Source organism: Rhizobium sp. 05L429 (assembly GCF_056397645.1).
Map to the genome: position 1 here is coordinate 40,030 of NZ_JBFTNV010000029.1, position 24,728 is coordinate 64,757.

Genomic DNA, 24,728 nt, shown 5'->3' on the forward strand with positions numbered 1-24,728 from the left:
TTCAGGCCAGCGCGATTTCCAATGTCATATCGGCAGGACGGCGATTTTCGAGGATCAGGCGGCCGTTCGGCAGGTCGTTGCCGTAGACTTTGGCGCTCGCTTCTTCCTCAGTCAGCTTATAGCCGCGCCAGCGATCCCAGAGACGCTCCTCCAGAACCTCCATGGGCGGGGCGAGCATGATCGTGTAATCGAAGATGCCGTCGAGCTCGGCCCATTTGCCCTCGGTAAAAAGCAGATAGTTGCCTTCGATGATGATGAAGCGATCGTTGGGATCGATCGGCCGGGCCGAGGCGATGGCAAGCTCGCGCGAGCGGTCGAAGACGGGAACGAGGACTTCCTGATCGGCGGGGCGCACGGCTTTGACGATATCGAGGAAGCCGCGCACGTCGAAGGTTTCCGGAATGCCCTTGCGGGCCAGCAGACCACGCTCGATGAGAACGGCGTTGTCCATATGGAAGCCATCCATGGGAAGCACCGAGGCACTCTCGCCCTTGGCCTTCAGGCCGTTTGCCACATTGTCGGCCATGGTGGATTTGCCAGCGCCGGGCGGACCGGCGATGGCAATGAGGAAACGTCTGGAATCGCCGGCGCGGCTCAGCACCTCGCCGACAATGTCGTCAATCCGGGCACTCATGCGGCAACGGGCTCCGCAGGGACTGCCTTGGCGCCGGTCATGAAGGCGACGGCATCGGACATCGTGTATTCCTTGGGATCGATGACCGTCAAGCGGCGCCCGAGGCGATGGATATGGATACGGTCGGCGACTTCGAAGACATGCGGCATGTTGTGCGAGATGAGCACGATCGGAATGCCGCGGGCACGCACATCGAGAATGAGCTCCAGCACGCGGCGACTTTCTTTCACGCCGAGGGCGGCAGTCGGCTCATCCATGATGATGACTTTTGAACCGAAAGCGGCGGCGCGGGCAACGGCAACGCCCTGGCGCTGACCGCCGGAGAGCGTTTCCACCGCCTGATTGATATTCTGGATGGTCATCAGGCCGAGCTCGGAAAGCTTGTTGCGCGCCTGCTTTTCCATCGCCGGCCGGTCCAGCATGCGGAAAAAGGAGCCGAGCATGCCCGGTTTGCGAATCTCGCGGCCGAGGAACATGTTGTCGGCGATCGACAGCGCCGGCGAAAGGGCGAGGTTCTGGTAGACGGTCTCGATGCCGGCGTCGCGCGCTTCCATCGGCGATCTGAACTGCACCTGCCGGCCTTCCAGGGTGATCACCCCATCATCGGGGGTGACCGCGCCCGATATCGCCTTGATGAGCGAGGACTTGCCGGCGCCGTTATCGCCGATGACGGCAAGGATTTCGCCCGGATAGAGATCGAAATCGGCATTGTCGAGCGCGGTAACGCGTCCATAACGCTTGACGAGGCCCCGTGCAGTGAGAATGGGTTCGACAGCCATGATTATACCGAAACCTTTCTGATCCACTGATCGATAGCAACGGCGGCGATAATCAGCACGCCAGTCAAAAGAACCTTCCATTGCGGGTCGGCGCCGAGCATGTTGAGGCCCATCGACACGACGCCGACGATCATCGCGCCGAAGAGCGTGCCGAGAATGGAGCCGCGGCCGCCGAACAGCGAAATGCCGCCAATCACCGTCGCGGTGATCGCCTGGAGGTTAAAGTCCGTGACGGCCGAAGACGGCGAGATCGAGCCATTGCGGCCGATCGAGACCCAGGCGGCCAAGGCGGCAATGACGCCTGATATGGCGTAAACGGTCAGCAGCACCTTCTTGGTCTGGATGCCGGAGAGCTTGGCCGCCTCCGGATCGTCGCCAACGGCATAGACATGCCGGCCCCATGCGGTGTGATTTAGTACATACCAGAGCAGCACGACGAGCAGCACCATGGCGATGACGCCGAGTGTGAGCACGGCGCTGCCGAGCTTGAAGCTTATGGCGAAAAGATGAAGCAGTGGCGCCTGTTCGTCGACGTCGGTGTCGCGGATCGTCTCATTGGCGGAATAGATGAAATTCGTCGCCATGACGATATTCCAGGTGCCGAGCGTGACGATGAAGGGCGGCAGCTTCATATAGGCGATGAGGAAGCCGTTCAGCAATCCGCAGAGCCCGCCGACGACAAGCCCGGCGACCACTGCGATCGGTGTCGGTATGCCGTAGGTGATGGCGACATTGCCCATGATGACGGCCGAGATGACCATGATGACGCCGATCGAAAGATCGATGCCGGCGGTCAGGATGACCAGCGTCTGGGCCGCTCCGAGAATGCCGACGATAGCGATCTGCTGCAGGATCAGCGTCAGCGTATAGGACGAGAAGAAACGTCCGCCGATCGCTATTCCGAAGATCACGATTGCCAGCACCAGCACGATCAACGGCACGGCAGCCGGCGTCGAGTGCAGAAAATGCTGCGCGCGCTTGATCAGCGAGACGTTCTCGTGCTCGAACGAGGCAACACTCTTGTCGCTGTCGTCGAGGACGCGTTCAAATTCCTGTGTTCCGGTCATTGTTCCTCCTTCGCATCCGCGCGCCGAACCCACGCGGAAGCCGTCGCCGATATCCTTCCGGTCTTTGCTGAGCCGGTTTGGCGGGCGGCGACGTATCGTCCGCCCAAAAAGGCCGGGGATCRAGCCCCGGCCATTCTGATGTCAATCAGGCAGGGCTCAGCCCCAGCACTTGTCCGTGCCTTCCTTGGTGTCGATCGACTTGACGCCGGAGACCGGCTTGTCGGTGACGAGCGAAACGCCGGTATCGAAGAAGGACTTGCCTTCGGTCGGCTTCGGCTTTTCACCGCTATCGGCGAACTTCTTGATCGCCTCGACGCCGAGTGCCGCCATCATCAGCGGATATTGCTGCGAGGTGGCGCCGATAACGCCTTCCTTGACCGACTTCACACCCGGGCAACCGCCATCGACCGATACGATCAGTACGTTCTTTTCCATGCCGACGGCCTTCAGCGCCTGATAGGCACCGACGGCAGCCGGTTCATTGATCGTGTGGATGACGTTGATACCAGGATCCTTCTGGAGGAGGTTTTCCATAGCCTTGCGGCCGCCTTCCTCATTGCCGTTGGTCACGTCATGGCCGACGACGCGCGGATCATCCTCATCGCCGATCTTGTTCGGGTCCTTCGGATCGATGCCGAAGCCCATCATKAAGCCCTGGTCGCGCAGGACGTCGACGGTCGGCTGCGACGGCGTCAGGTCGAGGAAGCCGACCTTGGCGTCCTTTACCTTGTCCCCAAGCGTTTCCTTGGCCCACTGGCCGATCAGCTTGCCGGCGAGCAGGTTGTCGGTGGCGAAAGTGGCGTCGGCAGCATCGGCCGGCTCAAGCGGCGTGTCGAGCGCGATGACGAGCAGGCCAGCATCGCGAGCCTTCTTGACCGACGACACGATGCCCTTGGTGTCCGAAGCGGCGATCAGAATACCCTTTGCACCATCGGCGATGCAGCTTTCGATCGCTGCGACCTGGCTTTCGCTGTCACCGTCGATCTTGCCGGCGTAGGACTTCAGCGTGACGCCGAGTTCCTTGGCCTTGGCCGTCGCACCTTCCTTCATCTTGACGAAGAAGGGGTTGGTGTCGGTCTTGGTGATCAGGCATGCAGAAACATCTGCCGCCATTGCCGGAGCGGAAAAGGCGACGCCAAGCGCGAGTGCGCCGAAAGCGAGAACTGATTTCTTCATGAACTCCTCCCAGAGATTGGCCGGCCCGCCCCCAGGCGGCACCGGAATTCATGCACGACGAGACTTGCGGAATGCGGCATCAGCCTTCTCCCCAAAGCCGTCCCGTGCCGTTGACGATGGCAATTAAGAGCGAAAGAAAACCGCTTGTCAATAAATAAATCCAATTGAATTATTAATTCGATGTGGMATGCTGACATGAAATCAGGCATAGGCCGTTAATCGGGAGGAGTGGCCAATGTCGTCCATGGATGGTCCGGATTACATGCCGGTCCCACCGCCAATTCTTAATCCGTCGGGAGGTGCGAACCAGATCAGGGTGCGCGCCTATAACGAACGGCTCGTGCTGTCGCTGGTGCGCCTCTACGGCGCCCTGTCGAAGGCCGATATCGCACGCCGCAGCGGGCTTTCGGCTCAAACCGTCTCCGTCATCATGCGGGTGCTGGAGAAGGAAGGGCTGCTTTCGCGTGGCGAGCCCATCCGCGGTCGCGTCGGCCAACCATCCATACCCATGCGGCTCAATCCGGATGCCGTCTATTCCTTCGGCGTGAAGATCGGCCGGCGCAGCGCAGACCTCGTGCTGATGGATTTCGTCGGCAGGATCCGGCTGCAACTGCACAGGATCTATGCCTATCCCCTGCCCGATGAGATCCTGTCCTTCGTGACCCATGGGATCAGGGAGCTGGAGGGCAAGCTGAGCGAGCGCGAGCGCAGCCGCATTGCCGGCCTCGGCATCGCGGCCCCCTTCGAACTCTGGAATTGGGCCGACGAAGTGGGCGCGCCCGAGGGCACGATGGAGGTCTGGCGCGATTTCGACCTGCAGTCGGAAATCGCCACGCAGGTATCCTACCAGGTCTTCCTGCAGAACGACGCGACCAGCGCCTGCGGTGCGGAACTGGTCTTCGGCATTGGCCCGTCCTATCCGGATTTCGTCTATTTCTTTATCGGCTCCTTCATCGGCGGCGGGATCGTGCTGAATTCGGCAATCTTTTCGGGCAAGACGGGAACGGCAGKCGCCATCGGTCCGCTGCCGGTGCGCGGCAAGAACGGCGAGACAATGCAGCTTCTGGAGATCGCCTCGATCTTCGTCTTGGAAAACATGCTGCGCGAGCGGGGCATCGACCCGCAGCCGCTCTGGTATTCGGCCGACGACTGGATAGATTTCGGCGAACCGATKGAAGCCTGGATCCAGGATACTGCCAAGGCACTGGCGCAGGCGATTGTCGCCGCAGCCTCGATCATCGACTTCAGCGCCGCCGTCATCGATGGCGGTTTCCCGGACTGGGTGCGCCGGCGCATCGTACAGGCGACGATCTACGAAGCCGAAAAGCTCGACCTGCAGGGCGTCGTCATGCCCGATATCGTCGAAGGCGTGGTCGGCGCGCATGCCCGCGCCATCGGCGGCGCCAGCCTGCCGATCTTCGCGCGTTATCTCACCGATCAGAATGTGCTTTTCAAGGAGATCGACAATGCTGAAAGGGCTTGACCCACTGCTGAGCCCGGACCTGCTGGCGACATTGCGCGGCATGGGCCATGGCGACGAAATCGCCATCGTCGACGGCAACTATCCGGGCATCGAGCATGCGCGACGGCTGATCCGGCTCGACGGGCATCATCTCATTCCGGTTCTTGATGCCGTTTTGAGCGTGCTGCCGATCGACGACTTTGTGAACGAGGCCATCTTCCGCTCAACCGTGAAGACCGAACGCGACAAGCTCGATCCGATCCATGAGGAAATGATTGCCTGCTGCGCCAGGCATGAGCCGGATCGCGAGGTCGTCCCTCTCGTCGGGCAGGATTTCTACGGTCGGGTGCGCGCGGCCCATGCGGTCATTCAGACCGGCGAGCCAAGGCTTTACGCCAACATCATCCTGCGCAAGGGCGTGATCTATCCCTCGGCCATTGGCGAACTTGCCAAGGCCGAAGTCGATCCCTTCGTCTACTGAAGTCGGCGATCAGATTTCGCCCGCCGAGGGACCCCAGACATCCGTCAGCGCAAAGCCGCCCGGATGCGGGTCGAAGGGGTCAAGTGCAACCTGCGACAGTCCGAAGGTGAAACCGCGGCCAGTGATCGTCGGAATGACGGCGGGCTTGCCGGCCACTTCCGTCAGTCCCTGCAGGCCAACCTCGAATTCCGAGCCGATGATCGACTTCGACTTGAAGACATCGCCAATCTTGGCCTTCCCGCGCGCGTAGAGGGTGGCGAGATTGGCCGAGTTACCTGTACCGCAGGGCGAGCGGTCGGCTCTGCCCGGCCACATGGTGGTGCAGGTGCGCACCGTGCCGTCTGCCTCCAGATCGCGGAACATGACATAGGCCACGCCCGAGATTGCCGGGATTTCCGGATGCACGACATGGATATTGCGGTTGATGAGGTCCTTGAGGATCATGCCGGCCTGTACGAGTGCTGCAGCATTGGCCTTCTCGATCGTCAAATTGATCTGCCCGACATCGACCAGCGCGTAAAAGATGCCGCCATAGCAGATGTCGGCCTTGATCTTTCCCCAATGCGGCGTTTCGATCTCGACATCCAGCTCGTGGACGAAGGACGGCACCATGGTGAGTTTCACCTTCTCGCAGCGGCCGTCGCGGCAGGTGGCCGTCGCCTTGACCAGGCCGGCGGCGGTTTCCAGCGTCACGACGGTTTCCGGTTCCTTCATCTCGACGATGCCGGCTTCCAGGAGGGCAGTCGTGACACAGATGGAGTTCGAGCCGGAACTCGCATGCGCCTGATCGGGCTGCAGGATGATGAAGGCCGCATCCGCATCCGGATGTTTCGGCGGCAGGAGCAGGTTGACCGAGCCGATCGGCGCGCCGCGCGGCTCAAGGCAGAGGAAGCGGCGAAGCTCCTGGCCCTTCGGATCGGTATTCAGCCAGTGAAGCTGGGCGGCGACCGTTTCGCCGGGGATCTTCGGCACGCCGCCGATCGCGACCTTGCCGATTTCACCTTCAGCATGAACATCCAGAAGCTGGATCGTACGCTTCCATCTCATCTTTCAAACTCCAAATCGGACGTGACGCGTGATGCCGCCATCGACGCGGATATTTTTCCCGGTGACGAAGGCGCCGGCGCGACAGCCCTAGTACCTGTTGATGCGGAATGGCTTGATATCAACTGATGTTTTGACGCCGGCCACCATATCCGCGATCAGCCGCGCTGTCGTTGCCGAATAGGTCAGACCGAGATGGCCGTGGCCGGTCGCATAGAAGACGCCAGGTATTTTCGAAGAGGGCGAGATGATCGGGATCGTATCCGGCAGCGCCGGGCGATGGCCCATCCATTCGCTGGTGTCCTGAACCTGGAGATCGGGCAGGATACGCTGCGCATGGCGCACCAGCGCGCGCGGACGACGGAAATCGGGCGCGGCCGTCAGCCCGGCCAGCTCGACGTTGCCGCCAACGCGGATGCCGCCGGCCGTCGGCGTGACCATGAAGGCGCGATGCGGCCAGATCACCGAATAGCGCATGGAAATGCCGGGCTGCATGATCTGCGTATGGTAGCCGCGCTCGGTTTCGAGCGGGATCGGCTCGCCAAGGGCAGCCGCAAGGAAGCGCGTATGGACACCGGCCGCGAGGATGACCTTATCGGCTTCGATGCGATTGCCATTTTCGAGGTGGACGACTGTCTTGCCATCGCCCTTGCGCTCCACGGCCTTGACTTGCCCGGAAACGAAGCTTGCGCCTGCAGCCTTTGCGGCGTCAGTGAGCTTCACGACAAGCTTGTAGGGATCGCGGATCGACTTGTTGTCCGGCAACAGCACGGCCTTGGCGATTTTCGGCGAAAGGGTCGGCTCGTAATACTGGATGGCACCGTTGCTCAGCACCTCGAATTCCATGCCATAGCGCCGCATCAATTCGAGGTGACCGCGATCCGCATCGAATTCGGCCTCGGTTTCGTAGATCGCCAGGCAGCCTTCCTCGGTCATCAACTCAGGAGCGCCAACGGCATCGAGCATGGCGCTGATATCACCGAGAGCAATTTTGGAGAGGCTCATGCCCGCATCCTCGATCTCTCTCAGGCGCGAGGGGCGGCCGGCAGCGAGGAAACGCAGGAACCATGGCAGGATTTTCGGCGCATAGGACGGCCGCAACCAGACCGGGCCTTCCGGATCGATCAGCCAGCGCGGCAGTTTCTTCCAGGTTGAAGGACCGGAGCCTGCTGCGAAGTCGAGCGCGATGCTCGCCATATTGCCGTAGGAGGTTCCCCTGCCCGGCTCGCCCTTGTCGATTAAAGTGACCTGATAACCGCGCCGCTGCAGCTCGAAAGCAATCGAAGCGCCGACCACACCGGCGCCGACGACAGCCACCGTCTTATTGATTTCATTCGCCATGTCTTACCCACCGCACGGCAGAGTCGAATGCCGTTCGAGGTGTGATATATCACAACGAGGCGAATGCCTATGGTTTTTTACTGAGCGGTTTCCGGCACCCCGGCGCCKACACTATCGCCCACGGAACCTACAGTATTGTTCATCGACTGGCCGAGACGGCGCACCTGAGCATCGTAGTTGCGGCGGGTGCGGGGATCGAAGATGGCAATCGGTGTGCTGACGGCAAGGCTGACCGCACTGCCGGCCGTCTGGGCAGCGCCGATAGCAACGGCGCCAACCGCCTCGCCGAGGCCCACTTCGGAATCCGTAATTGTCTGGCCGGCAATCAGCCGATCGCCGATGAGCTTCACCACTTCTGGGCTTTCGGCAAACTTGCCATGGTTCAGGCGATCGCCGGTCTTCAGCTTGGTGAGATCGAGCACGGTGATGCCCGCCGCTTCCAGTTTGCTGCGATAGGGTTCGGCGGAGGGATCGATCTGGCCGAGGCGATCGACATTGCCCGAGATGCGGCGGGAGAGCGCCAGCGCCCGGTCGTCCTGCGAGACGAAGATGGTGAAATGCGGCTTGTCCTTGCCGAGGCTCTGGAACTGTCGGCCGAACACATCGACATCGAGATCCGGCGAGGCAAGAATGACATTGTTGATCTTCGAGGCAACGTGTCCGTCGCGGATCGCCATCTGGCGAAGAGCCTCTACCGTCAGCCACGTGCCCATGGAGTGGGCCATGACTGTGATATCGGCCACCGCCGGATTGTTGGCCGTGCGCCGCAGCAACTCTTCCAGCGCATCGCGCGAATAGTTGGTGCTTTCCTTGTCGTAGTTATAGTCGAAAATGCTGGCGCGCGAGGGCCAGGTGAAAACGACGGGCGCAACATCGGCATGCGAATCATGGACGATCTGCGCGAATCGATAGACCGCATCCTCATAGCGATTGTTGAAGCCATGGACGAAGATGAGGACCCGCTTGCTTTTTGGCATATGCGTCCTCAGCCAGCCCTCTCCCGCTTTCTCCCCATCCAGCGGATCGACCGCGACGGTGACGAAATCCTTGAGAGGATTGGCGGGCAGACGACGAGGCCATTGCACTTGCCCGGCCTTGCGATTGGCTTCCGGTGGAATGGAGACATCGACGGCATCGACCCTCAGCCCGGTGCCGCGCTCGCCGGAGAAGAGCACGGCCGGATTTTCATCGGCAGCGCGCGTTGTCGCCACCAGCAGATCGACTCGCGACGTACCCGGTGGAACCGTGCCGGCCGCCTGCATGACACCGATCGGCCGCCCGCAGGAAGCGAGGCCGACGCACAGGACAAGTAGGGTTGCAAGGGCTTTGCGAGAAACGCCGCATCTGCCGATCATGACTTCTCCGCAGGTTCAGGCGTCATCGCGCCAAGCCACCGACATGCGCTTGCCGCGCGCCTCCAGATAGTCCGAGGCCAGGGACGGAGTCAATTTTACGAAGGTTTGGGAAAAAATGATCCGGAATAGAAAAGAGCCCGACGCGGGAGGAGGTGCATCGGGCTCTTGATCCTGACTGACAACTGGGAGGAGGAGTGTTGTCAGTCCGATGAAGGAGCGCTGGGAGGAGGAGTGCGCTGCCTTCGAGATCATTAATACCCAATTCATTTGATGGAGAATAGCGAAATTACCGCAATGCAGCAATGCATTGGGCGCAATGCTTGCCTCGYCGGCATCATGTGCGCGCCTCATTTTGCGGCACCTTTGATCAGATGGTCAAATTATTTCGCAAATTGTGCCCGCATATGAAATCCACACAGATTTGGTCGCAAAATGTGGGAGCCATGTCTMGCGACAGACCGGATGACATACTTCCCGAGCCCTGCCTCCATTATTCGGGCCACCGGGACGCGCTGCCAACGCTGCGCGCCCTTTCTCGATGTCACGCGGGAAATGACGGCGCGGCGCGAAACGAAAACGGCCGCGGCTGAAACCGCGGCCCTTCCATGCGTGATTTCATGCTTATCAGGCGGCCTTGAAGAGCTTCTTGCCTTCTGCGTCGAGCGCGGTGAACTCTTCGTCCGACAGCGTGATGTCAACGGCAGCGACGTTTTMTTCCAGGTGCTTGACCTTGGACGTGCCGGGGATCGGCAGCATGACAGGGCTGCGCTTCAGCACCCAGTCCAGCGCGATCTGGCTCGGGGCCGCATTATGCTTCTTGGCGATCGTATCGAGCAGCGAGCCTGGCTTTGCAAGATCGCCCGCCGCCAGCGGATACCAGGGGATGAAGCCGATATTGTGCTTGGCGCAATAGTCGAGCACATCCTCGCTGGTGCGGTCGACGAGGTTGTAGCGGTTCTGGACCGTAGCAACTTTGAAGACCTTGGAGGCTGCTTCGATATCGGCAACCGAGACTTCGCTCAAGCCCGCATGGCGGATGAGGCCGGAATCGAGCAGCGACTTGATCGTGTCGAACTGTTCCTTGGCCGGAACCTTCGGATCGATGCGGTGAAGCTGCCAGAGATCTATCTGCTCGACACCGAGATTGCGCAGGCTCTTGTGCACCTGCTGGATCAGATATTCCGGACGGCCGAGCGGCAGCCAGATATTCGGACMGTGGCGCGTCAGACCGCCCTTGGTGGCGACGACGAGGCCTTTCTTGTAGGGATGAAGCGCTTCCTTGATCAGCCATTCGGAAACGTCAGGACCATAGGAATCAGCCGTATCGATGAAGTTGACGCCGAGTTCCGGCAAACGCTTCAGGGTACGGATCGATTCATCGTGGTCGACAGGATTGCCCCAGATGCCATCGCCGGTAATGCGCATGGCCCCGAAGCCGAGGCGATTGACTTCCAGATCGCCACCGATCTTGAAGGTACCGGATTTCGCTGCATTGTAATCGCTCATCGTCTTTTCCTCTCTTGGTCAATAAATCACTCAAAATCGGTGGAGCTGGAGACCTGCTCCCAGGCGTCGAATTCGGTCTTGAGATAGCCGAGCTTCTCAGGAACGAGGCTGATCGCGTCACCCCCAAGCAACAGATGGGCTGGCGGATTGTCGGATGCAATGAGCCTCAGCATCGCGGCAGCTGCCTTTTTCGGATCGCCCGGCTGGTTACCGTTGCGTTCGAGGCGGCGCTGGCGCCGCGGCTCAAAGACCTCATCACAATCGGCGAGCGAGCGCTCAGCACGCATCATCGAGCGGCCGGCCCAATCAGTGCGGAAGCCACCGGGTTCGATGCCGGTCACGTGAATCCCAACGCTCTTGATCTCGCTGCCGAGGTTTTCGGAAATGCCCTCGAGGGCGAACTTGCTGGCATGATGGAAAGCGATGCCCGGCATGGTGATGATCCCGCCCATCGAGGTGATATTGTAGATATGGTCGCTGCGGCGCTTGCGCATATAGGGCAGGACCGACTGCATGACAGCTACCGGACCGAAAATGTTGGCCTCAAACTGATGCAGCTCTTCCATCGTCGATTCCTGGACGAGGTCTTCATGGCCATATCCGGCGAAGCTGCGCGCCTCATCGACTTTCCTGCGAGAGGACCGATCGGAAGCACCACAACAGAAAGAGTGATCGTCCAGGCGTGGAATTACCTAGAGCCGGGATTTTGCTTCTTCACCGAATTCGGCCAGCATCTTCCAGAGCTCACCAAAGATCTCGCGTGCAAAGGCTTCCATCGAGATGCTTTCGKTCGAAGTACCTGCCACGCGCTGCTGCCACAGCTCTCCGCCAACGCGCAGCGCGCCGATGACAACAGCCGAAAGCAAGCGCATGCGCGCGCGTGCACGCGGATCGCCGCCGCTGCGAGTAATCAGCGCCTCGGTCAGCTTCTGCTCCAGCTTGGCATATTTGAGCTGATCACGGGCCTTGAGGGTTGGGGTGCAATGGATCAGTTCACTGAGCGCAAGAGCGCGCTCGTCAGCCGAGGCGGTTACAGTGACGATAAGGGCTTCCTCGACGGCCTTGACGGGGGATTCGCCGGCCGGACGTGCGGCAATCGCCGCCATCAGGCGATCAGCGAATGAATCCTGCCAGGCGAAGACGACCTCTTCCTTCGACGGGAAATAATCGAAGAAACTGCGCTTCGAGACATCAGCTGCCTCGGTGATCTCCTCGATGGTGGTCGCGTCGAAGCCGCGCTCCATGAAGAGGGTCATCGCTGCCTGTTCGATGCGCTCGCGGGTCTGGCGACGCTTGCGCTCACGCCTGCCCTCGACGGCTTCAGGCTGTTTCTTCTCAGTCATTTCCATCGGCTGTCATTCAGTCGTCCGCTTCAGCGGCAACCTCCATATCCACTCCGCTGCTACGAAATTTGAAGCGCTCACGCGAGAGCTCAAGCGGCCTGCGGCGTGAAATCCGATAGACGGAGGCTGGCGGCAGGTTTCTAACCGTGCCGCCGATACGCGTCGCCTTCAGGCCCAGACGGTCGAGGATCGGACGCGGCACGGGACAACGCGGCCCATAGGTAAACTGATAAAAGGCGCCGCCGGCCCGCATATAGACGAAGGCCCCGGCAAGGATCGAGGCGATCTTGCGCGGTGACATGGAAAGAAGCGGCAGACCGCTGACGACGGCACCGACGGGTTCACCCTCGAAAATATTGGCCTGTGCCAGATGGCCGGCGTCCATCTGCAGGACACGCGCATCGGGGAAGCGCTTCTGAAGCGACCCGATGAACTCGGGACCGTATTCGATGAGCGTCAGGTCGCACTCGCTGATGCCGCGCGCAAGCAGCGCGCGGGTAAAGACACCGGTACCCGGACCGAGCTCGATGATCGGACCATCCAGAGCAGCGATCTCGCTGGTCATGATGCGCGCGAGCGAGTCACCGGAGGGCGCGATGGCGGCTACCCTCAGCGGGTTGCTCAGCCACGAACGGAAAAAATGCATGAAATCGGAGAATGCACTGTTTGCGATCATGATTATCCCACCCGTCTGAAATGCGATTGACTATCGATGCGACGATCTCCTGCAGCATGGCAATTCAAAGGCAGCCCCGTCAATCCATGGTTTTCGCGCATGCCTGTTTCCAACAACATTTCGTGTATTTTTATATCTAATGCATTTTTGCAATTAGTGCAATAAATCTGGTGGGCACCGTTGCCCATTCCAGTTAAGCGCGAACAGTCAGCCTGCGTACGGGGCTGAGCTGGCAGAAGCGTGTCGGCAAATTGATCGTTCGCATAGCGCAGGAAAAGACGGTCTGGTGAAAGCTGTGGCAGGTCTGCGAAGATCTGACCGGCCTTTCCTCTGACACCGTGACCGAGGCTTTCCTGGAACGAAAAGGCAGCCATGAAGGCTGCCCTCTTTCGCGGCAGGGACGTCAGTCCCATTCCCCTCCGCCTTATGCCTTCAGACTGCCTTAGTAGTTGCAACCCGAGCTGCTGGTCGGATTGAAGCGCAGGCCGCAAGCCATGTTGAGCGTCTTCTTCGGGCTGTACTGGTAAGGCGCGGAGCTTCGGGATGCGCCGTTGACCGAACCGGTCGTGCGGGGCTCGTTGCGAGCGTTGGTGTTCTTGTGCTGCTTTACGATCTGCTGCTGTTGAGCCGAAGCTGCGTTGGCAGATGCGAAAGCCGAAACGCTGATGATTGCGCCTAAGGCTACAGCCACGAGACCATTCTTCAATACGTTGATCATTTCATCTCTCCTTGGGAGGATTGTTGGAGTTTACGCCAAGGAGCTAGGAAGCGAAATTGTCATATTCTACTGCGCTGCAACAGCGATCACGGATACGTGAGATTCGGCACCGCGAAAGAAAAAGGCGGCTTTTCGCCGCCTTTTCTTTGCCGGCTCAATAGCCGTTATCACAAGGCATGCTGCCGGGGCCGATCGATCCACTAAATTCAGGATTGCACATAGTCTTAGGTTCGGGGCGGTTCTCGGGTTTGGGGACAATCGAGCCCGTGGTGCCGGCTTCGACGCCGAACGCAGCAAGCGGATACCAGAAGCCGTCCGAATGACGGCGGGTCCCGGGGCGTTCCGTAGCGGAGCCACGATAGCCATGCCAATAAGCGGCATGTGCTTTATATTGCACCATTTCCACGTTCGAGGGGACGGGGATCTGGGTCTGCTGAACGGGCGCCGCCAGCGCTGTAACGGTAGACGAGAGGGCGAGAAGAGCGCTGAGCGCAAAGGCGGACGGAGCCATATTGAGCATTTTCATGAGAAACCCTCCTTCTGGGTTTGCCTATGAAAAATGCGTTCGATACGGGCGAAGTTCCACCATCACACGCAGCTTCCTAAACTCGTGATTGCAGGCGATCCGGCGTGACTGGAAGAGACAAAAAATAAAAAAGTGCGATTTACAAAGCCGCGCGAGCAGTCACCTGCGGCAATTCATCGGGTGCGTGAATTCACTGTTCTCAATTGGCGTACAAAGGACGGTAGCCTTGGCTTGCGACGCAGGAGCGGTATTGCCGATGGGCGGCGCCGCTCGCATTGGTTTCCCGTTCCACGGCATCGCGGTGGCCGGTCATCTGCGCACGCAGGTCATACTGCTTGTTCGCCTCGTCGTACATGGCGTTGGCATCGGACATACAAAGGGCGTGAGTGAYACCAGKCGGATTGACGGGCGAAGCGACCGGCACGAGCACCGGCGCATTGGCACGGTCAATACAGCCGGCAAGGGCCGCCATCATCATGACGAGACCTACTACACCACCGATTCTCGTCTTCATCCAACCCTCCGGCCGCTTTGCCTGAAACAATCCATCGCTTCCGCAGATAGACGCCGAAGGTTGCGCGAAGCTAGGCATGAGGGTGCGGCGCCCATGTATTGTGGCGGACACCAGATCTCGAGGCCGGCCCTAGAATGGATGTTCGGCCGCGGTCCATCTGCACCGGAGCCTCAAGATGACAGTTGTTCAGGAAGAAGAGGCTTCGACCGCGGTCGCCGCCATCGCGTTTGCACCGGGCTATCTGACATCGTCAATACGGTGTGACAGGAATCAGGCAGGCGCTGTTGGCGCCGGTAGCCGACCAGCTCGCGACAACCGGCTATGTCAGCCCCAGGGGCGGCGACAAGGATCAACGATGACACTTCTATCGCCGGCTTCCAATGCGAAGAAGCTGACGTCAGGTTTCGTTCAGAGGTAATTGGAAGAAATGGCGCACCCGAAGAGATTCGAACTCCTGACCCCCAGATTCGTAGTCTGGTGCTCTATCCAGCTGAGCTACGGGTGCGTCTGCAGTGGCGGCCGAGCCGCTTGCGTGGGCGGTTCTCTAAAGGGTCTTTTCGGGCAATGCAAGAGCAATTCGAAAAAAATCGCGACTTTGGTTCGGCAAGGCTCCCTTGCGGAAATTGCATCACTTTTCGGCGTGCGACCGGCTGCGGTAATCTTCCAGTGAAACAGGGCGATCCGGAATTTCGATGCGGAACTGCGTGCCGACCGAAGGCTTTTCCACAAGCGCGATGGTGCCGCCATGGGCCAGCACCAGCTCACGAGCAATGGTGAGGCCGAGACCGGTGCCGCCGGAGCGTGCCGAGCCGCGGAAGGCCGCAAACAGGTTCTGGCGCGCTTTCAGCGGCATGCCGGGGCCTGTATCGTCCACCGTGATGCTGACGACGCTRCCGACGCGCTGGGCGGCGACCGTGATGCGCCTGACGATCACAGCCCCCTCCTCACCCGGCGAGGTCAGCGCCTGCAGGGCGTTGCGGCAGAGATTGTGGATGATGCGGAACAATTGCTCGCTATCGGCATCCACTTCGAGATCCAGCCCCATCTGCTCGATGAACTCGACGCTGCTTTGTGGTTCGATGGCGAGGATGTCCTTCACCTCCTGCACCAGCTCATAAAGGCGGATGCGGCGGCGGCGTGGTGCCGATTCGGTTGCCTTGCCGTAGGAAAGGACTTCGGTCGTGTAGCCGACGGCGCGATCGATGGTGCGCAGCAGCTTCGGCGCGAAGCTCTTCACCATGGGATCGTCGACATCGACAAGGCGGTCGGACATGAGCTGGGCGGATGCCAGAATGTTGCGCATGTCGTGGTTGATCTTGGAGACCGCCAGCCCGAGTGCCGCGAGGTTTCTCTGCTGCTTCAGCGTCTTCTGCAGTTCGAGCTGCATGGAGGTGAGGTTGCGGCCGGCAACGGCCAGTTCGTCACGGCCGCCATCGCCGACATAGACACGCTGCGGATTTTCGGGATCGGAGGCGAATTGCTGCATGCTGCCCGTCAATCTGCGAATCGGGCGAATGAGAATGCGGTTGATGGCAAAGAAGATCAGCGTCGCGGTAAAGAGCGAGATCAGGACCGACAATAGCAGCACGTTGCGGGCATAGACGAACATTGCCTTGCGCAATGGCCGGTCTTTCATGACCACTTCGACGCCGGTATTGGTCTCGCCGACTGCGCCATAGACGCGGATCATGCGGTTGCCGCCGAAGATCATCGTGTCCAGCGCATCGCGCATCGCAGTCAATGGCGGGATATCGCTCAGATCGTAGGATTCATCGACCGAAGTCGGCATATCGCTCATGGCAAGCAGGCGGGAAGTGCCGTCCTTGCGCAGCACAATCGCCTTGGTGCCGGTCGCCTCCAGCGTCTCCTTCTGCAGCGCGCGCGGGAGTTCCACCGGCTGCAGGCCGTCGATGACGATTGCCGCGGCCGCGGCCGTATTCAGCCGGTCCTCGAGCCAGCGCACGCGCATGCTCGCAATCGAGGGAAAGAAGATCAGGATCTCTGCCAGCATAATGAAGAAAACGGTGAGCCAGAGCAGCTTGCCGGAAAGGCGGCTGAACATGCCAGCGCGCGGATAAGAACCCTTGGCAGCCTCACCGGCCGCGATGTTTTCCGCTTTGGAAGTCTCGCCCTGGTCTTGAACCGGCATCTCATCTTGTCCGTGCGGCGAAAGGCCGCCATCAGCATGAGCTCTTATATTAGACCAGAACGGTCCGCTTTCAAATCTTTGCGAGCAGCGGCAAGTCGTCACAAACGAAAGCGCCGCCCACAGGCGGCGCTCCGATAGCGTTCAGGACTATGATCAGAACTCTTCCCAGCTCTGCTCCGCAGCGGCGGTATTGCCGCCGAAGGCACGCGCAACGCGAGCGACCGCGCGACGCGCCGGTGAGGCGACCGGCTGGTGATGCTGCTGGCGGGCGACCGCCACCTGTGCATCATTCGAGACCTTGAAGCGGGAGATGAGGCGCACGAGGCCGTCGGCTTCGGCTGACAGCTTGTGGGTCGCAGCCGAGGTTTCTTCGACCATTGCGGCGTTCTGCTGGGTAACCTGATCCATCTGGTTGACGGCGGTATTGACTTCCTTGAGGCCGGTCGACTGCTCCTTTGCCGCAGTCGCGATCGAATGGATATGATCGTTGATGGCGATGACCCGCGTCTCGATCTCGGAGAGCGCCTCACCCGTCGCCTGAACCAGCTTGACGCCGACCTGCACCTCATCGCCGGACTTGGTGATGAGCGCCTTGATGTCCTTGGCAGCCGTTGCCGAGCGCTGCGCAAGTTCGCGCACTTCCTGGGCCACGACAGCGAAGCCCTTACCGGCTTCACCGGCGCGGGCGGCCTCGACGCCGGCATTCAATGCCAGCAGGTTGGTCTGGAAGGCGATCTCATCGATGACGTTGATGATCTGGCTGATTTCGCGGGAGGCCTGTTCGATACGGCCCATCGCATCGACAGCGTTGCGGACCACGACGCCGGAGCGGCCGGCATTGTCCTTCGCCTCGGAGACCATGATGGTCGCTTCCTGGGCGCGTTCGGTCGAATTCTGAACGACGGCAGTGATTTCATCGAGAGCAGCGGAGGTTTCCTCAAGTGCTGCAGCCTGCTGTTCCGTGCGCTTGGAAAGATCGTCGCTGGCGTTCCGGAGTTCGTTGGTATTGCCGTTGATCGCTTCGGTTGTCTCGCGCACCTCGCGCATGGTCGTCTGCAGCGTCACGAACGTGTTGTTGACGTTTTTCTGCAGTTCGGCAAAGGCACCCTGGAACTCGCCGCGCATGCTCTGCGTCAGGTCACCGTCAGCAAGGCTTGCAATGACGCGGCGGGTTTCGTCGACGCCGGCATCAACGCTCGACAGCAGCCGATTGATATTGCCGGCGAACTGGTTGAGGCTCTCGTCCTCATAATCCTTGCTGATACGGTGGCTGAAATCGCCGGCGGCTGCGGCCGCGACGACGACCGACATGCTGGACTGAAGGTCATCGCTCTTTGCACGCATCGCCGCTTCCTGGGCGTTCATGCGCTGGATGACGAGACCGTTTTCCTTGAAGATGGCGACGGCAGCTGCCATCTCGCCGATTTCGTCCTTGCGACCAGCGAAGGGCACTTCCGCCTGGAAATTGCCGTCCGCGACGTCCTTGATCGCCTGCGTCACCTTCTTGATAGKCCGGCTCAGGTGGCTGGTGCCGATGTACATGCCCATGCCAACGCCGACTGCGATGCCGATGCCGGTGATGCTCAGCACCAGCATCAGGATCCAGCTGCGGAAATCCTCGATCTGATCGTTGACGGCCGTCAGCTCGGCCTTGTCGGTGTTGACGATCGCGTCGATCTCGGCCTGGAAGGCCTTGCGGTTCGCGCGGTTGGCGTCGTTGTTGCCCTGTTCGTTGGCCGCCTGCGGGCTGACCTGCGTGCCGAGGCGAGCCGTCTCGGTGCGGAAGGTTCGGAACTCCTTGGCACGGTCCACAAGCTTGGTGAAGGAATCCTTCTGGCTGTCAGGCACAAGCGGCGTCCAACCGGCGATGACCTTGTCGATCTCATCCAGATCGGTCATCAGGCCCTTGGCAAAGGCAGGTGTCTGTTCKAGGCTCTTTGCAGCATAGATGCCGCGCGATTCCATGACGACGGCGGTGACGAAGCGGTTGAGGCGTTCGCCGGCATAGGCACGGGCCGCAGCATGCTCATAAGCCGTCAGGTTAGCGTTGTACTCGCGCATCGCCGACAGCGCAGTGGCACCGATCAACAGCGCAACGCCACCCATGACGGACACAAGAAGATTGATTTTGCCGCGAATTTTCAACGAACGCTCCTCGCTTCACACAATGCCCGGAAAGCAAATTCCCAGCCGATGCACTGAAAGATCGGGTAAATTCGTTAATGTTGTATTTCGAATATTAACAATAACAGCTACAAGAAATTACCTATATTTACTGTGATGCACGATATGCCCCGTCAAGATTCGAGCATCTTCGAGGAATAAAAGCTCTGGCTGCAAGCTTGCTGAAGCTTTGGGACGAAATATACAACCATATCGTGAACGGTCGCATTCATTAACACCGGAGTGCGAAATCTTACTATCCCGCCGGGCCGCGGGAGCGAATCGGCCTGTCATAATTGACTTCGGCAGGCTTCATCCGTATAAGCCGCCGCACGTCCGGTCATTTCAGGTCTTCATGACCTCGCCCGTTCGAAAAACCACGCTCCTTGCATTATGCAAATTCAAGAAGGGCCGCACTCCGCGGTGTTAAAATAAATGAAGCGTACCTATCAGCCCTCGAAGCTTGTTCGCAAGCGCCGCCACGGTTTCCGTGCGCGTATGGCCACTAAGGGCGGCCGCAAGGTCATCGTTGCTCGCCGCGCACGCGGCCGCAAGCGTCTTTCGGCCTAAGGCCGGAATTGCCCGATAGAACATGACGGGCGAATTGAAGACCAATGAAGACAAAAAGACTGCCGGGCGGCTCAAGAGCCGCCCGCAGTTTCTTGCAGTCCGCGAAGGCGAAAAGCGCCGCGGCAGTCTCTTCCTTCTCGAGGTGCTGAACCGCAAGGAAGAAAGCGAAGCCCGCGTCGGCTTCACAGTCACCAAAAAACATGGCAACTCGGTCGAAAGAAACCGCATGCGGCGGCGCCTTAAAGAGGCGGTGCGGMTTCATGCAGGGTTTGCAATGCAGCCCGGACACGACTATGTGGTTGTCGCCCGCAGGGACGTATTGACGGCGTCMTTCGATGAACTGGCCGCGGAACTGAAAGCCCGCGTGGAAACCAGGCCGAAACACAGGCGCCCAAAAGACGAGCGCCCCAGGAACGTATGATGCAAAACAACCGCAATTACTTCATTGCGATCGCTCTCTCGGTGCTGATCGTCCTTGGCTGGCAATTCCTCTATATGAACCCTCGCATCGAGGCTCAGCGCAAGGCTCAGGAAGCCCAGAAGGCACAGCAGCAGACCGAGCAGACGCAACAGCCTGCCGCCGGCGGTCAAAGCGCGCAGCCGAACGGCGCAGCTCCCACCGGTCAGGCCACAGCGACGGCTACCCGCGAGGAAGCACTTGCAAAGTCGCCGCGCGTCATAATCGACACGGCTGCCCTCTCCGGCTCCATCAACCTCGCCGGTGCGCGCCTCGACGACCTGAGGCTGAAGGGCTATCACGAGACCGTCGATGACTCGAGCCCGATCATCACGCTCTTCTCGCCGGCTGAAACCAAGGACGGCTATTTCACCGAGTTCGGCTATATCGGCACTGACGCGACAGGCGCCGTTCCCGGCGCGTCTACCGTCTGGACCGCGCCTGAGGGTGCAAAGCTCACCGAAAAGACGCCGGTGACGCTGACCTATACCAACGACAAGGGCCTGACCTTTAGCCGGACGATTTCCGTCGACGACCGCTACATGTTCACCGTCGTCGACAAGATCACCAATAGCGGCGACGCCGCCGTATCCTTGTCCAATTATGGCCGCGTGACGCGCTACAACAAGCCGACGACGCCTTCGGTCTACGTGCTGCATGAGGGCTTCCTCGGCGTGCTCGGCGCAGGCAGCGGCATTTCCGAGAGCAAGTACACGGCGATCGAAAAGGAAAACCAGTCCAACCCGCAGGTCACTGGCGGCTGGATCGGCATTACCGACAAGTATTGGGCTGCGGCTCTCATCCCGAGCCAGACCGTTCCCTTCGATTCCCGCTTCTCGCATTTCACGGACGGTCAGCCGCGCTATCAGGCCGATTTCAAGGGCGAGGGCCTGTCGATCGCTCCCGGAGCGACGGTCGACGTCAAGAACCTCGTCTTTGCCGGCGCCAAAGAAGTGCCTGTCGTCGATGAATATGAAGCGAAATATTCCATCCCGAATTTCGATCGCCTGATTGACTGGGGCTGGTTCTGGTTCCTCACGCAGCCGATGTTCAAGCTGATGGACTTCTTCTTCCGCTACTTCGGCAATTTCGGCGTGGCGATCCTCTGCACGACCATCGTCGTCAAGGCGCTGTTCTTCCCGCTCGCCAGCAAGCAGTACGCTTCGATGGCGAACATGAAGCGCATGCAGCCGAAGATGGAAGAGCTGAAGGCAAAATTCGGCGACGACCGCATGGGCCTGCAGCAGGCGACGATGCAGCTCTACAAGGAAGAGAAGATCAATCCGATCGCCGGCTGCTGGCCGGTTGCACTGCAGATCCCGATCTTCTTCTCGCTCTACAAGGTGATCTACATCACCATCGAGATGCRCCATGCGCCGTTCTTCGGCTGGATCAAGGACCTTTCGGCACCCGATCCGACGACGATCGTCAACCTCTTCGGCCTGCTGCCCTTCGAAGCACCGGCCTTGCTGCATCTCGGCGTCTGGCCGCTGATCATGGGTGTCACCATGTTCGTGCAGATGCGCATGAACCCGACGCCGCCCGACCCGACGCAAGCCATGATCTTCAACTGGATGCCGCTGGTGTTCATGTTCATGCTGGCAAGCTTCCCGGCCGGCCTCGTTATCTACTGGGCCTGGAACAATACGCTCTCGGTGCTGCAGCAGTCGGTGATCATGAGGCGTCACGGCGTGAAGATCGAGCTCTTCGACAATCTGAAGGGCCTGTTCAAGCGAAAACCGGCGCCATCGAAATAGTCGAAAAGCCCCGCTTCGGCGGGGCTTTTTGTTTCGGGCCGCCGGATCGCCTTGTGGCCTGAACCTTGACAATCCGCCTTAAAAACACGAAGCCGGTTTCATTCCGAACCCGGAGATTGCAGAATTCGCATGCCTGAAACCGCAAAGCCGCTCTTCGGCCACCCCTGGATCTTCATTCGCGGTGTGCCTTCCATGAAGTTCCTTCCGCCGGAAGGACCGCTGGAAGTAGCGTTCGCCGGCCGCTCGAATGTCGGCAAATCCTCGCTGATCAATGCGCTGGTCGGCCAGAAAGGTCTGGCCCGCACCTCCAACACACCCGGCCGCACGCAGGAACTCAACTACTTCGTTCCGGATGGATATTCGGGCGAAGCCGGCGACCTGCCGCCGATGGCGCTGGTCGACATGCCGGGCTATGGCTATGCGCAGGCACCGAAGGAACAGGTGGATAACTGGACGAAGCTCGTCTTCGACTATCTGCGCGGTCGCTCGACGCTGAAGCGTGTCTACGTGCTGATCGACAGCCGCCACGGCATCAAGAAGAATGACGACGATGTCCTGACGCTGCTCGACAAGGCGGCCGTCTCCTACCAGGTCGTGCTGACCAAGACGGACAAGATCAAGGCGCCGGCCGTGCCGAAGCTGCTCGCAGAAACGGCAGAGAAAATCCGCAAGCGCCCGGCCGCCTATCCGGCCGTGCTTTCCACCTCTTCGGAAAAAAACGAAGGGCTGGACGAGCTGCGCCAGGCGATCGCCGAAACGGTCGGTGTCGCCAACTGGAAATAAAAGAGGCGCCCCGAAGGACGCCTCCTGCCTCTGCCGATACTTGAAGCGTGTCGCAATCTTTCAGATTCGCTTGCCACGCTTTAAGTCTTTGTTTTTCGCATGTCGTTATCGCAAAACCGCCGCACACTTTTGCGCCACATGCTTTAAGTTTACATCTTCGGCAGCAGCACCTTGTCGACGACATGGATGACGCCGTTCGACTGCTTGACGTCGGCGATGGTGACGTGGGCAACGCCGCCGTTTTCATCCGTCAGCGTGATCTTGCCCATGCTTTCCTTTGCCTTGAGCACGCAACCGCCGACCGTCTTGATGTCGTGCTCGCCGCCATCGTCCTTGATCATCTTGGCGACGGTCTTTGACATGGCGTCAGCGGCAACGACGTGGCAGGTCAGGATCTTGACCAGCTTGTTCTTGTTTTCAGGTTTCAGCAGCGTTTCGACAGTGCCCTTCGGCAGGGCAGCGAATGCCTMGTTGGTCGGCGCGAAGACGGTAAAGGGACCCTTGCCCTCCAGAGTGCTGACGAGGCCGGCAGCCTTGACGGCTGCGACCAGGGTCGTGTGATCCTTGGAATTGACGGCGTTCTCGACGATGTTCTTGTTTTCGAACATGGCGGCACCGCCGACCGTCGGGTTCTTTGCCTGGGCGGCAAATGCAATTGCGGAAAAAGCGGCGGCGAGAACGGTTGCGCGCAAGGCGGACTTCAACATGATTTTCTCCTCTGCACCCGGTCGCAGCCGCTGGCTTTATGCCCTGCGCCGCCCGGATATCAGCAACTACGGAAGGCGCTGCAGAAGAGTTTCAGGAAACTGATTTTTGTTTTAAGGCCTGTGGATCGCACCGCTGGCGACGACGGGGCCGGTCGGCTGATGTGTGGGCGAGCCGCCAAATGACTCCAGGCTGACGGCCAGCGTCGCGCCATCGGAAATCTGGCTGCGCATATCCGTCGGGATCACCAGTTCACCATTCATGCCGGGCTGGAAAATACCAAGGGAACGAGGCGTGCCGCCGCCAGGCATAAACCAGAGTTCAAGAGATTTCTCCTCCGGTTTGCCGGCCGCAACAGGCACAATCTTCAATCGGCCACTCTGAATATCGTAAGAGGCCGTCAGGTTGACCTGGTTGTTCTGTCCCGAGAGGTCCGCCACCAGCGGCGCCGATGCCGGGGGCTGGGGCACGAGACCTGAGGCGAAGGCGATGACGCCCAAGGTGACCGCAAGCGAGGCAAAAGTCAGCGAGCGCCAGAAAACGGCGGAATTCCAGAGTCCGTGCGAAAAGCGCGGTGGATTTTCTGCATCGGCAAAAAGGCGCGCCTCGATCTGCTTGAAGGTCTCGCGGCTCGGTGTGGCCGTGCCATATTCATCGTTGAAGCTGGAAAGATTGACCTCCCAGCGGCTGACGATGGCAGCAAACGGCCGGTCGCGGCGCATGCGCTCCTCGACGATCCTGCGGTCCTGAAGGGAGAGGACGCCCAGCACATATTCGCCGGCGAGAACCTCATCCCGGGAGCGGTCTCCCTTGCTTTTGTCGGGCGATGTCATCGTTCCATGCACTCTCTCAGTTTCAGCAGGCTGCGTCTTAGCCATGTCCGCACAGTGTTCAGTGGGACACCAAACTGATCGGCCAGTTCCTGATAGCTCAGCCCTTCGACATAAGCCCGTTTCACCGCGACCGCACGATCAGCTTCCAACTCTTCCATGCAGGTGTCAATCCGCCTTCCTTCATCCTTAATCACGACTTGTGCTTCAGGATCGGGACCAGTATCGGCAATGCCGAGCACACTATCGATTTCGTCAGCTATGGGCTTGCGCGCTCTCAGCATGTCGATTGCCTGATTGCGGGCAATAGCCGCAAGCCAGGCAGCAGATGTCGCCGATCCTGCTGTGAAGGCACCGGCACGTTGCCATATCTTCACATAGACTTCCTGCAACACCTCCTCGGCTTCCGGCCTGCTATCCAGGATACGCAGGCAGATGGCGAAAAGTTTCGGGCTGGTCTGATTATAGAGCGCGGTGAAGGCCTTTCGGTCCCCGAGCGCGATGCGGCCAATCAATTCTGCAAAGTCGCCTGTCATGCCGCCCTCGATTGAACGATTTCCGGTTCAGTGGTTTCAATATGAACTGGCAAGTTCCCAGGTCGGCMTTAGATACGAAAAACTATTGCGTGCCGGATTATTCCCTCTGTCAAAAACTTGAGATAAAAGGCCGCGATCAATTGCGCGGGGTTCCCC

General features: G+C 59.8%; 26 protein-coding genes and 1 tRNA gene. 6 read left to right on the plus strand and 21 right to left on the minus strand.

What is annotated here, in order from left to right:
• Position 1: 1 nt before the first annotated feature.
• From AC1DNW_RS25795 to AC1DNW_RS25810, 4 genes are all read right to left on the minus strand, one after another.
• Complete coding sequence (locus tag AC1DNW_RS25795) at positions 2-634, minus strand: nucleoside triphosphate hydrolase (RefSeq protein ID WP_113298408.1); 633 nt, start codon at positions 632-634, stop codon at positions 2-4.
• Positions 631-1,413, minus strand: a complete 783-nt coding sequence (locus AC1DNW_RS25800) for a sugar ABC transporter ATP-binding protein (RefSeq protein WP_113298407.1) — start codon at positions 1,411-1,413, stop codon at positions 631-633. The genes AC1DNW_RS25795 and AC1DNW_RS25800 overlap by 4 nt, the downstream gene beginning before the upstream one ends.
• Positions 1,414-1,415: 2 nt before the next feature.
• Positions 1,416-2,480, minus strand: a complete 1,065-nt coding sequence (locus tag AC1DNW_RS25805) for an ABC transporter permease (RefSeq protein WP_113307033.1) — start codon at positions 2,478-2,480, stop codon at positions 1,416-1,418.
• Positions 2,481-2,636: 156 nt separating this feature from the next.
• Positions 2,637-3,656 carry a substrate-binding domain-containing protein gene (locus tag AC1DNW_RS25810; protein ID WP_477854773.1) on the minus strand — a complete coding sequence of 340 codons (1,020 nt, stop codon included), beginning with the start codon at positions 3,654-3,656 and terminating at the stop codon, positions 2,637-2,639.
• A gap of 235 nt (positions 3,657-3,891) precedes the next feature.
• On the opposite strand from AC1DNW_RS25810, the gene AC1DNW_RS25815 reads away from it, so the two are divergent.
• Both AC1DNW_RS25815 and AC1DNW_RS25820 read left to right on the plus strand, forming a co-directional pair.
• Complete coding sequence (locus tag AC1DNW_RS25815) at positions 3,892-5,139, plus strand: ROK family transcriptional regulator (protein ID WP_477854774.1); 1,248 nt, start codon at positions 3,892-3,894, stop codon at positions 5,137-5,139.
• The gene (locus AC1DNW_RS25820; protein WP_113307082.1) at positions 5,123-5,599 is read left to right on the plus strand and encodes an RbsD/FucU domain-containing protein; all 477 of its coding nucleotides are present in this window, start codon (positions 5,123-5,125) and stop codon (positions 5,597-5,599) included. The genes AC1DNW_RS25815 and AC1DNW_RS25820 overlap by 17 nt, the downstream gene beginning before the upstream one ends.
• Before the next feature lie 9 nt (positions 5,600-5,608).
• On the opposite strand, the gene AC1DNW_RS25825 is transcribed toward AC1DNW_RS25820, so the two are convergent.
• The 14 genes from AC1DNW_RS25825 to AC1DNW_RS25890 form a co-directional block, all read right to left on the minus strand.
• The gene (locus tag AC1DNW_RS25825; protein WP_113307034.1) at positions 5,609-6,646 is read right to left on the minus strand and encodes a 4-hydroxyproline epimerase; all 1,038 of its coding nucleotides are present in this window, start codon (positions 6,644-6,646) and stop codon (positions 5,609-5,611) included.
• Between the two features lie 87 nt (positions 6,647-6,733).
• Entirely contained in the window at positions 6,734-7,984 is a 1,251-nt protein-coding gene (locus AC1DNW_RS25830) for an FAD-dependent oxidoreductase (RefSeq protein WP_113307035.1), read from the minus strand.
• Positions 7,985-8,061: 77 nt separating this feature from the next.
• Positions 8,062-9,339: an alpha/beta hydrolase gene (locus tag AC1DNW_RS25835; RefSeq protein ID WP_113307036.1), complete on the minus strand. Its 1,278-nt coding sequence runs from the start codon at positions 9,337-9,339 to the stop codon at positions 8,062-8,064.
• Between the two features lie 624 nt (positions 9,340-9,963).
• Positions 9,964-10,845, minus strand: coding sequence for an aldo/keto reductase (locus AC1DNW_RS25840; protein WP_477854775.1), 882 nt, complete (start codon positions 10,843-10,845; stop codon positions 9,964-9,966).
• A 26-nt stretch (positions 10,846-10,871) separates the two neighbouring features.
• A complete protein-coding gene (locus AC1DNW_RS25845) occupies positions 10,872-11,534 on the minus strand; it encodes an SDR family NAD(P)-dependent oxidoreductase (protein WP_477854796.1) in 663 nt (220 codons plus the stop codon).
• A 3-nt stretch (positions 11,535-11,537) separates the two neighbouring features.
• Positions 11,538-12,188, minus strand: coding sequence for a TetR family transcriptional regulator (locus AC1DNW_RS25850; protein WP_477854776.1), 651 nt, complete (start codon positions 12,186-12,188; stop codon positions 11,538-11,540).
• Between the two features lie 16 nt (positions 12,189-12,204).
• The gene (locus AC1DNW_RS25855) at positions 12,205-12,864 is read right to left on the minus strand and encodes a methyltransferase domain-containing protein (RefSeq protein ID WP_113307039.1); all 660 of its coding nucleotides are present in this window, start codon (positions 12,862-12,864) and stop codon (positions 12,205-12,207) included.
• A gap of 2 nt (positions 12,865-12,866) precedes the next feature.
• Positions 12,867-13,238 carry a hypothetical protein gene (locus AC1DNW_RS25860; protein ID WP_162747151.1) on the minus strand — a complete coding sequence of 124 codons (372 nt, stop codon included), beginning with the start codon at positions 13,236-13,238 and terminating at the stop codon, positions 12,867-12,869.
• Positions 13,239-13,306: 68 nt separating this feature from the next.
• On the minus strand, positions 13,307-13,582 hold the full coding sequence (locus AC1DNW_RS25865) for a hypothetical protein (protein WP_113307041.1): 276 nt from the start codon (positions 13,580-13,582) through the stop codon (positions 13,307-13,309).
• A 154-nt stretch (positions 13,583-13,736) separates the two neighbouring features.
• Positions 13,737-14,108 carry a cell surface protein gene (locus tag AC1DNW_RS25870; protein ID WP_113298394.1) on the minus strand — a complete coding sequence of 124 codons (372 nt, stop codon included), beginning with the start codon at positions 14,106-14,108 and terminating at the stop codon, positions 13,737-13,739.
• 199 nt (positions 14,109-14,307) lie between these two features.
• Positions 14,308-14,622, minus strand: coding sequence for a hypothetical protein (locus AC1DNW_RS25875; RefSeq protein ID WP_477854777.1), 315 nt, complete (start codon positions 14,620-14,622; stop codon positions 14,308-14,310).
• 428 nt (positions 14,623-15,050) lie between these two features.
• Positions 15,051-15,127, minus strand: a tRNA-Arg gene (locus AC1DNW_RS25880).
• Between the two features lie 123 nt (positions 15,128-15,250).
• Positions 15,251-16,771: a sensor histidine kinase gene (locus AC1DNW_RS25885; protein WP_113298392.1), complete on the minus strand. Its 1,521-nt coding sequence runs from the start codon at positions 16,769-16,771 to the stop codon at positions 15,251-15,253.
• Positions 16,772-16,924: 153 nt separating this feature from the next.
• Positions 16,925-18,916, minus strand: coding sequence for a methyl-accepting chemotaxis protein (locus AC1DNW_RS25890; protein ID WP_477854778.1), 1,992 nt, complete (start codon positions 18,914-18,916; stop codon positions 16,925-16,927).
• 453 nt (positions 18,917-19,369) lie between these two features.
• On the opposite strand from AC1DNW_RS25890, the gene rpmH reads away from it, so the two are divergent.
• The 4 genes from rpmH (at position 19,370) to yihA (ending at position 22,501) form a co-directional block, all read left to right on the plus strand.
• On the plus strand, positions 19,370-19,504 hold the full coding sequence (rpmH, locus tag AC1DNW_RS25895) for a 50S ribosomal protein L34 (RefSeq protein ID WP_016552555.1): 135 nt from the start codon (positions 19,370-19,372) through the stop codon (positions 19,502-19,504).
• Between the two features lie 22 nt (positions 19,505-19,526).
• A complete protein-coding gene (gene rnpA, locus AC1DNW_RS25900) occupies positions 19,527-19,925 on the plus strand; it encodes a ribonuclease P protein component (RefSeq protein ID WP_477854779.1) in 399 nt (132 codons plus the stop codon).
• Positions 19,925-21,718, plus strand: a complete 1,794-nt coding sequence (yidC, locus tag AC1DNW_RS25905; protein ID WP_477854797.1) for a membrane protein insertase YidC — start codon at positions 19,925-19,927, stop codon at positions 21,716-21,718. Before rnpA ends, yidC begins: the two co-directional genes overlap by 1 nt.
• A 129-nt stretch (positions 21,719-21,847) precedes the next feature.
• Positions 21,848-22,501 carry a ribosome biogenesis GTP-binding protein YihA/YsxC gene (gene yihA, locus AC1DNW_RS25910; RefSeq protein ID WP_113298388.1) on the plus strand — a complete coding sequence of 218 codons (654 nt, stop codon included), beginning with the start codon at positions 21,848-21,850 and terminating at the stop codon, positions 22,499-22,501.
• Between the two features lie 149 nt (positions 22,502-22,650).
• Here yihA and AC1DNW_RS25915 read toward each other — a convergent pair whose 3' ends face one another.
• The 3 genes from AC1DNW_RS25915 to AC1DNW_RS25925 all read right to left on the minus strand — a co-directional run bounded on the left by AC1DNW_RS25915 (position 22,651) and on the right by AC1DNW_RS25925 (position 24,572).
• Positions 22,651-23,208 carry a fasciclin domain-containing protein gene (locus tag AC1DNW_RS25915; protein WP_477854780.1) on the minus strand — a complete coding sequence of 186 codons (558 nt, stop codon included), beginning with the start codon at positions 23,206-23,208 and terminating at the stop codon, positions 22,651-22,653.
• A 111-nt stretch (positions 23,209-23,319) separates the two neighbouring features.
• Positions 23,320-24,039: an anti-sigma factor domain-containing protein gene (locus AC1DNW_RS25920; protein WP_113307058.1), complete on the minus strand. Its 720-nt coding sequence runs from the start codon at positions 24,037-24,039 to the stop codon at positions 23,320-23,322.
• Positions 24,036-24,572 (minus strand): sigma-70 family RNA polymerase sigma factor, encoded by a 537-nt coding sequence (locus tag AC1DNW_RS25925; protein ID WP_113298385.1) that lies wholly within the window; start codon positions 24,570-24,572, stop codon positions 24,036-24,038. The genes AC1DNW_RS25920 and AC1DNW_RS25925 overlap by 4 nt, the downstream gene beginning before the upstream one ends.
• Positions 24,573-24,728: the final 156 nt, after the last annotated feature.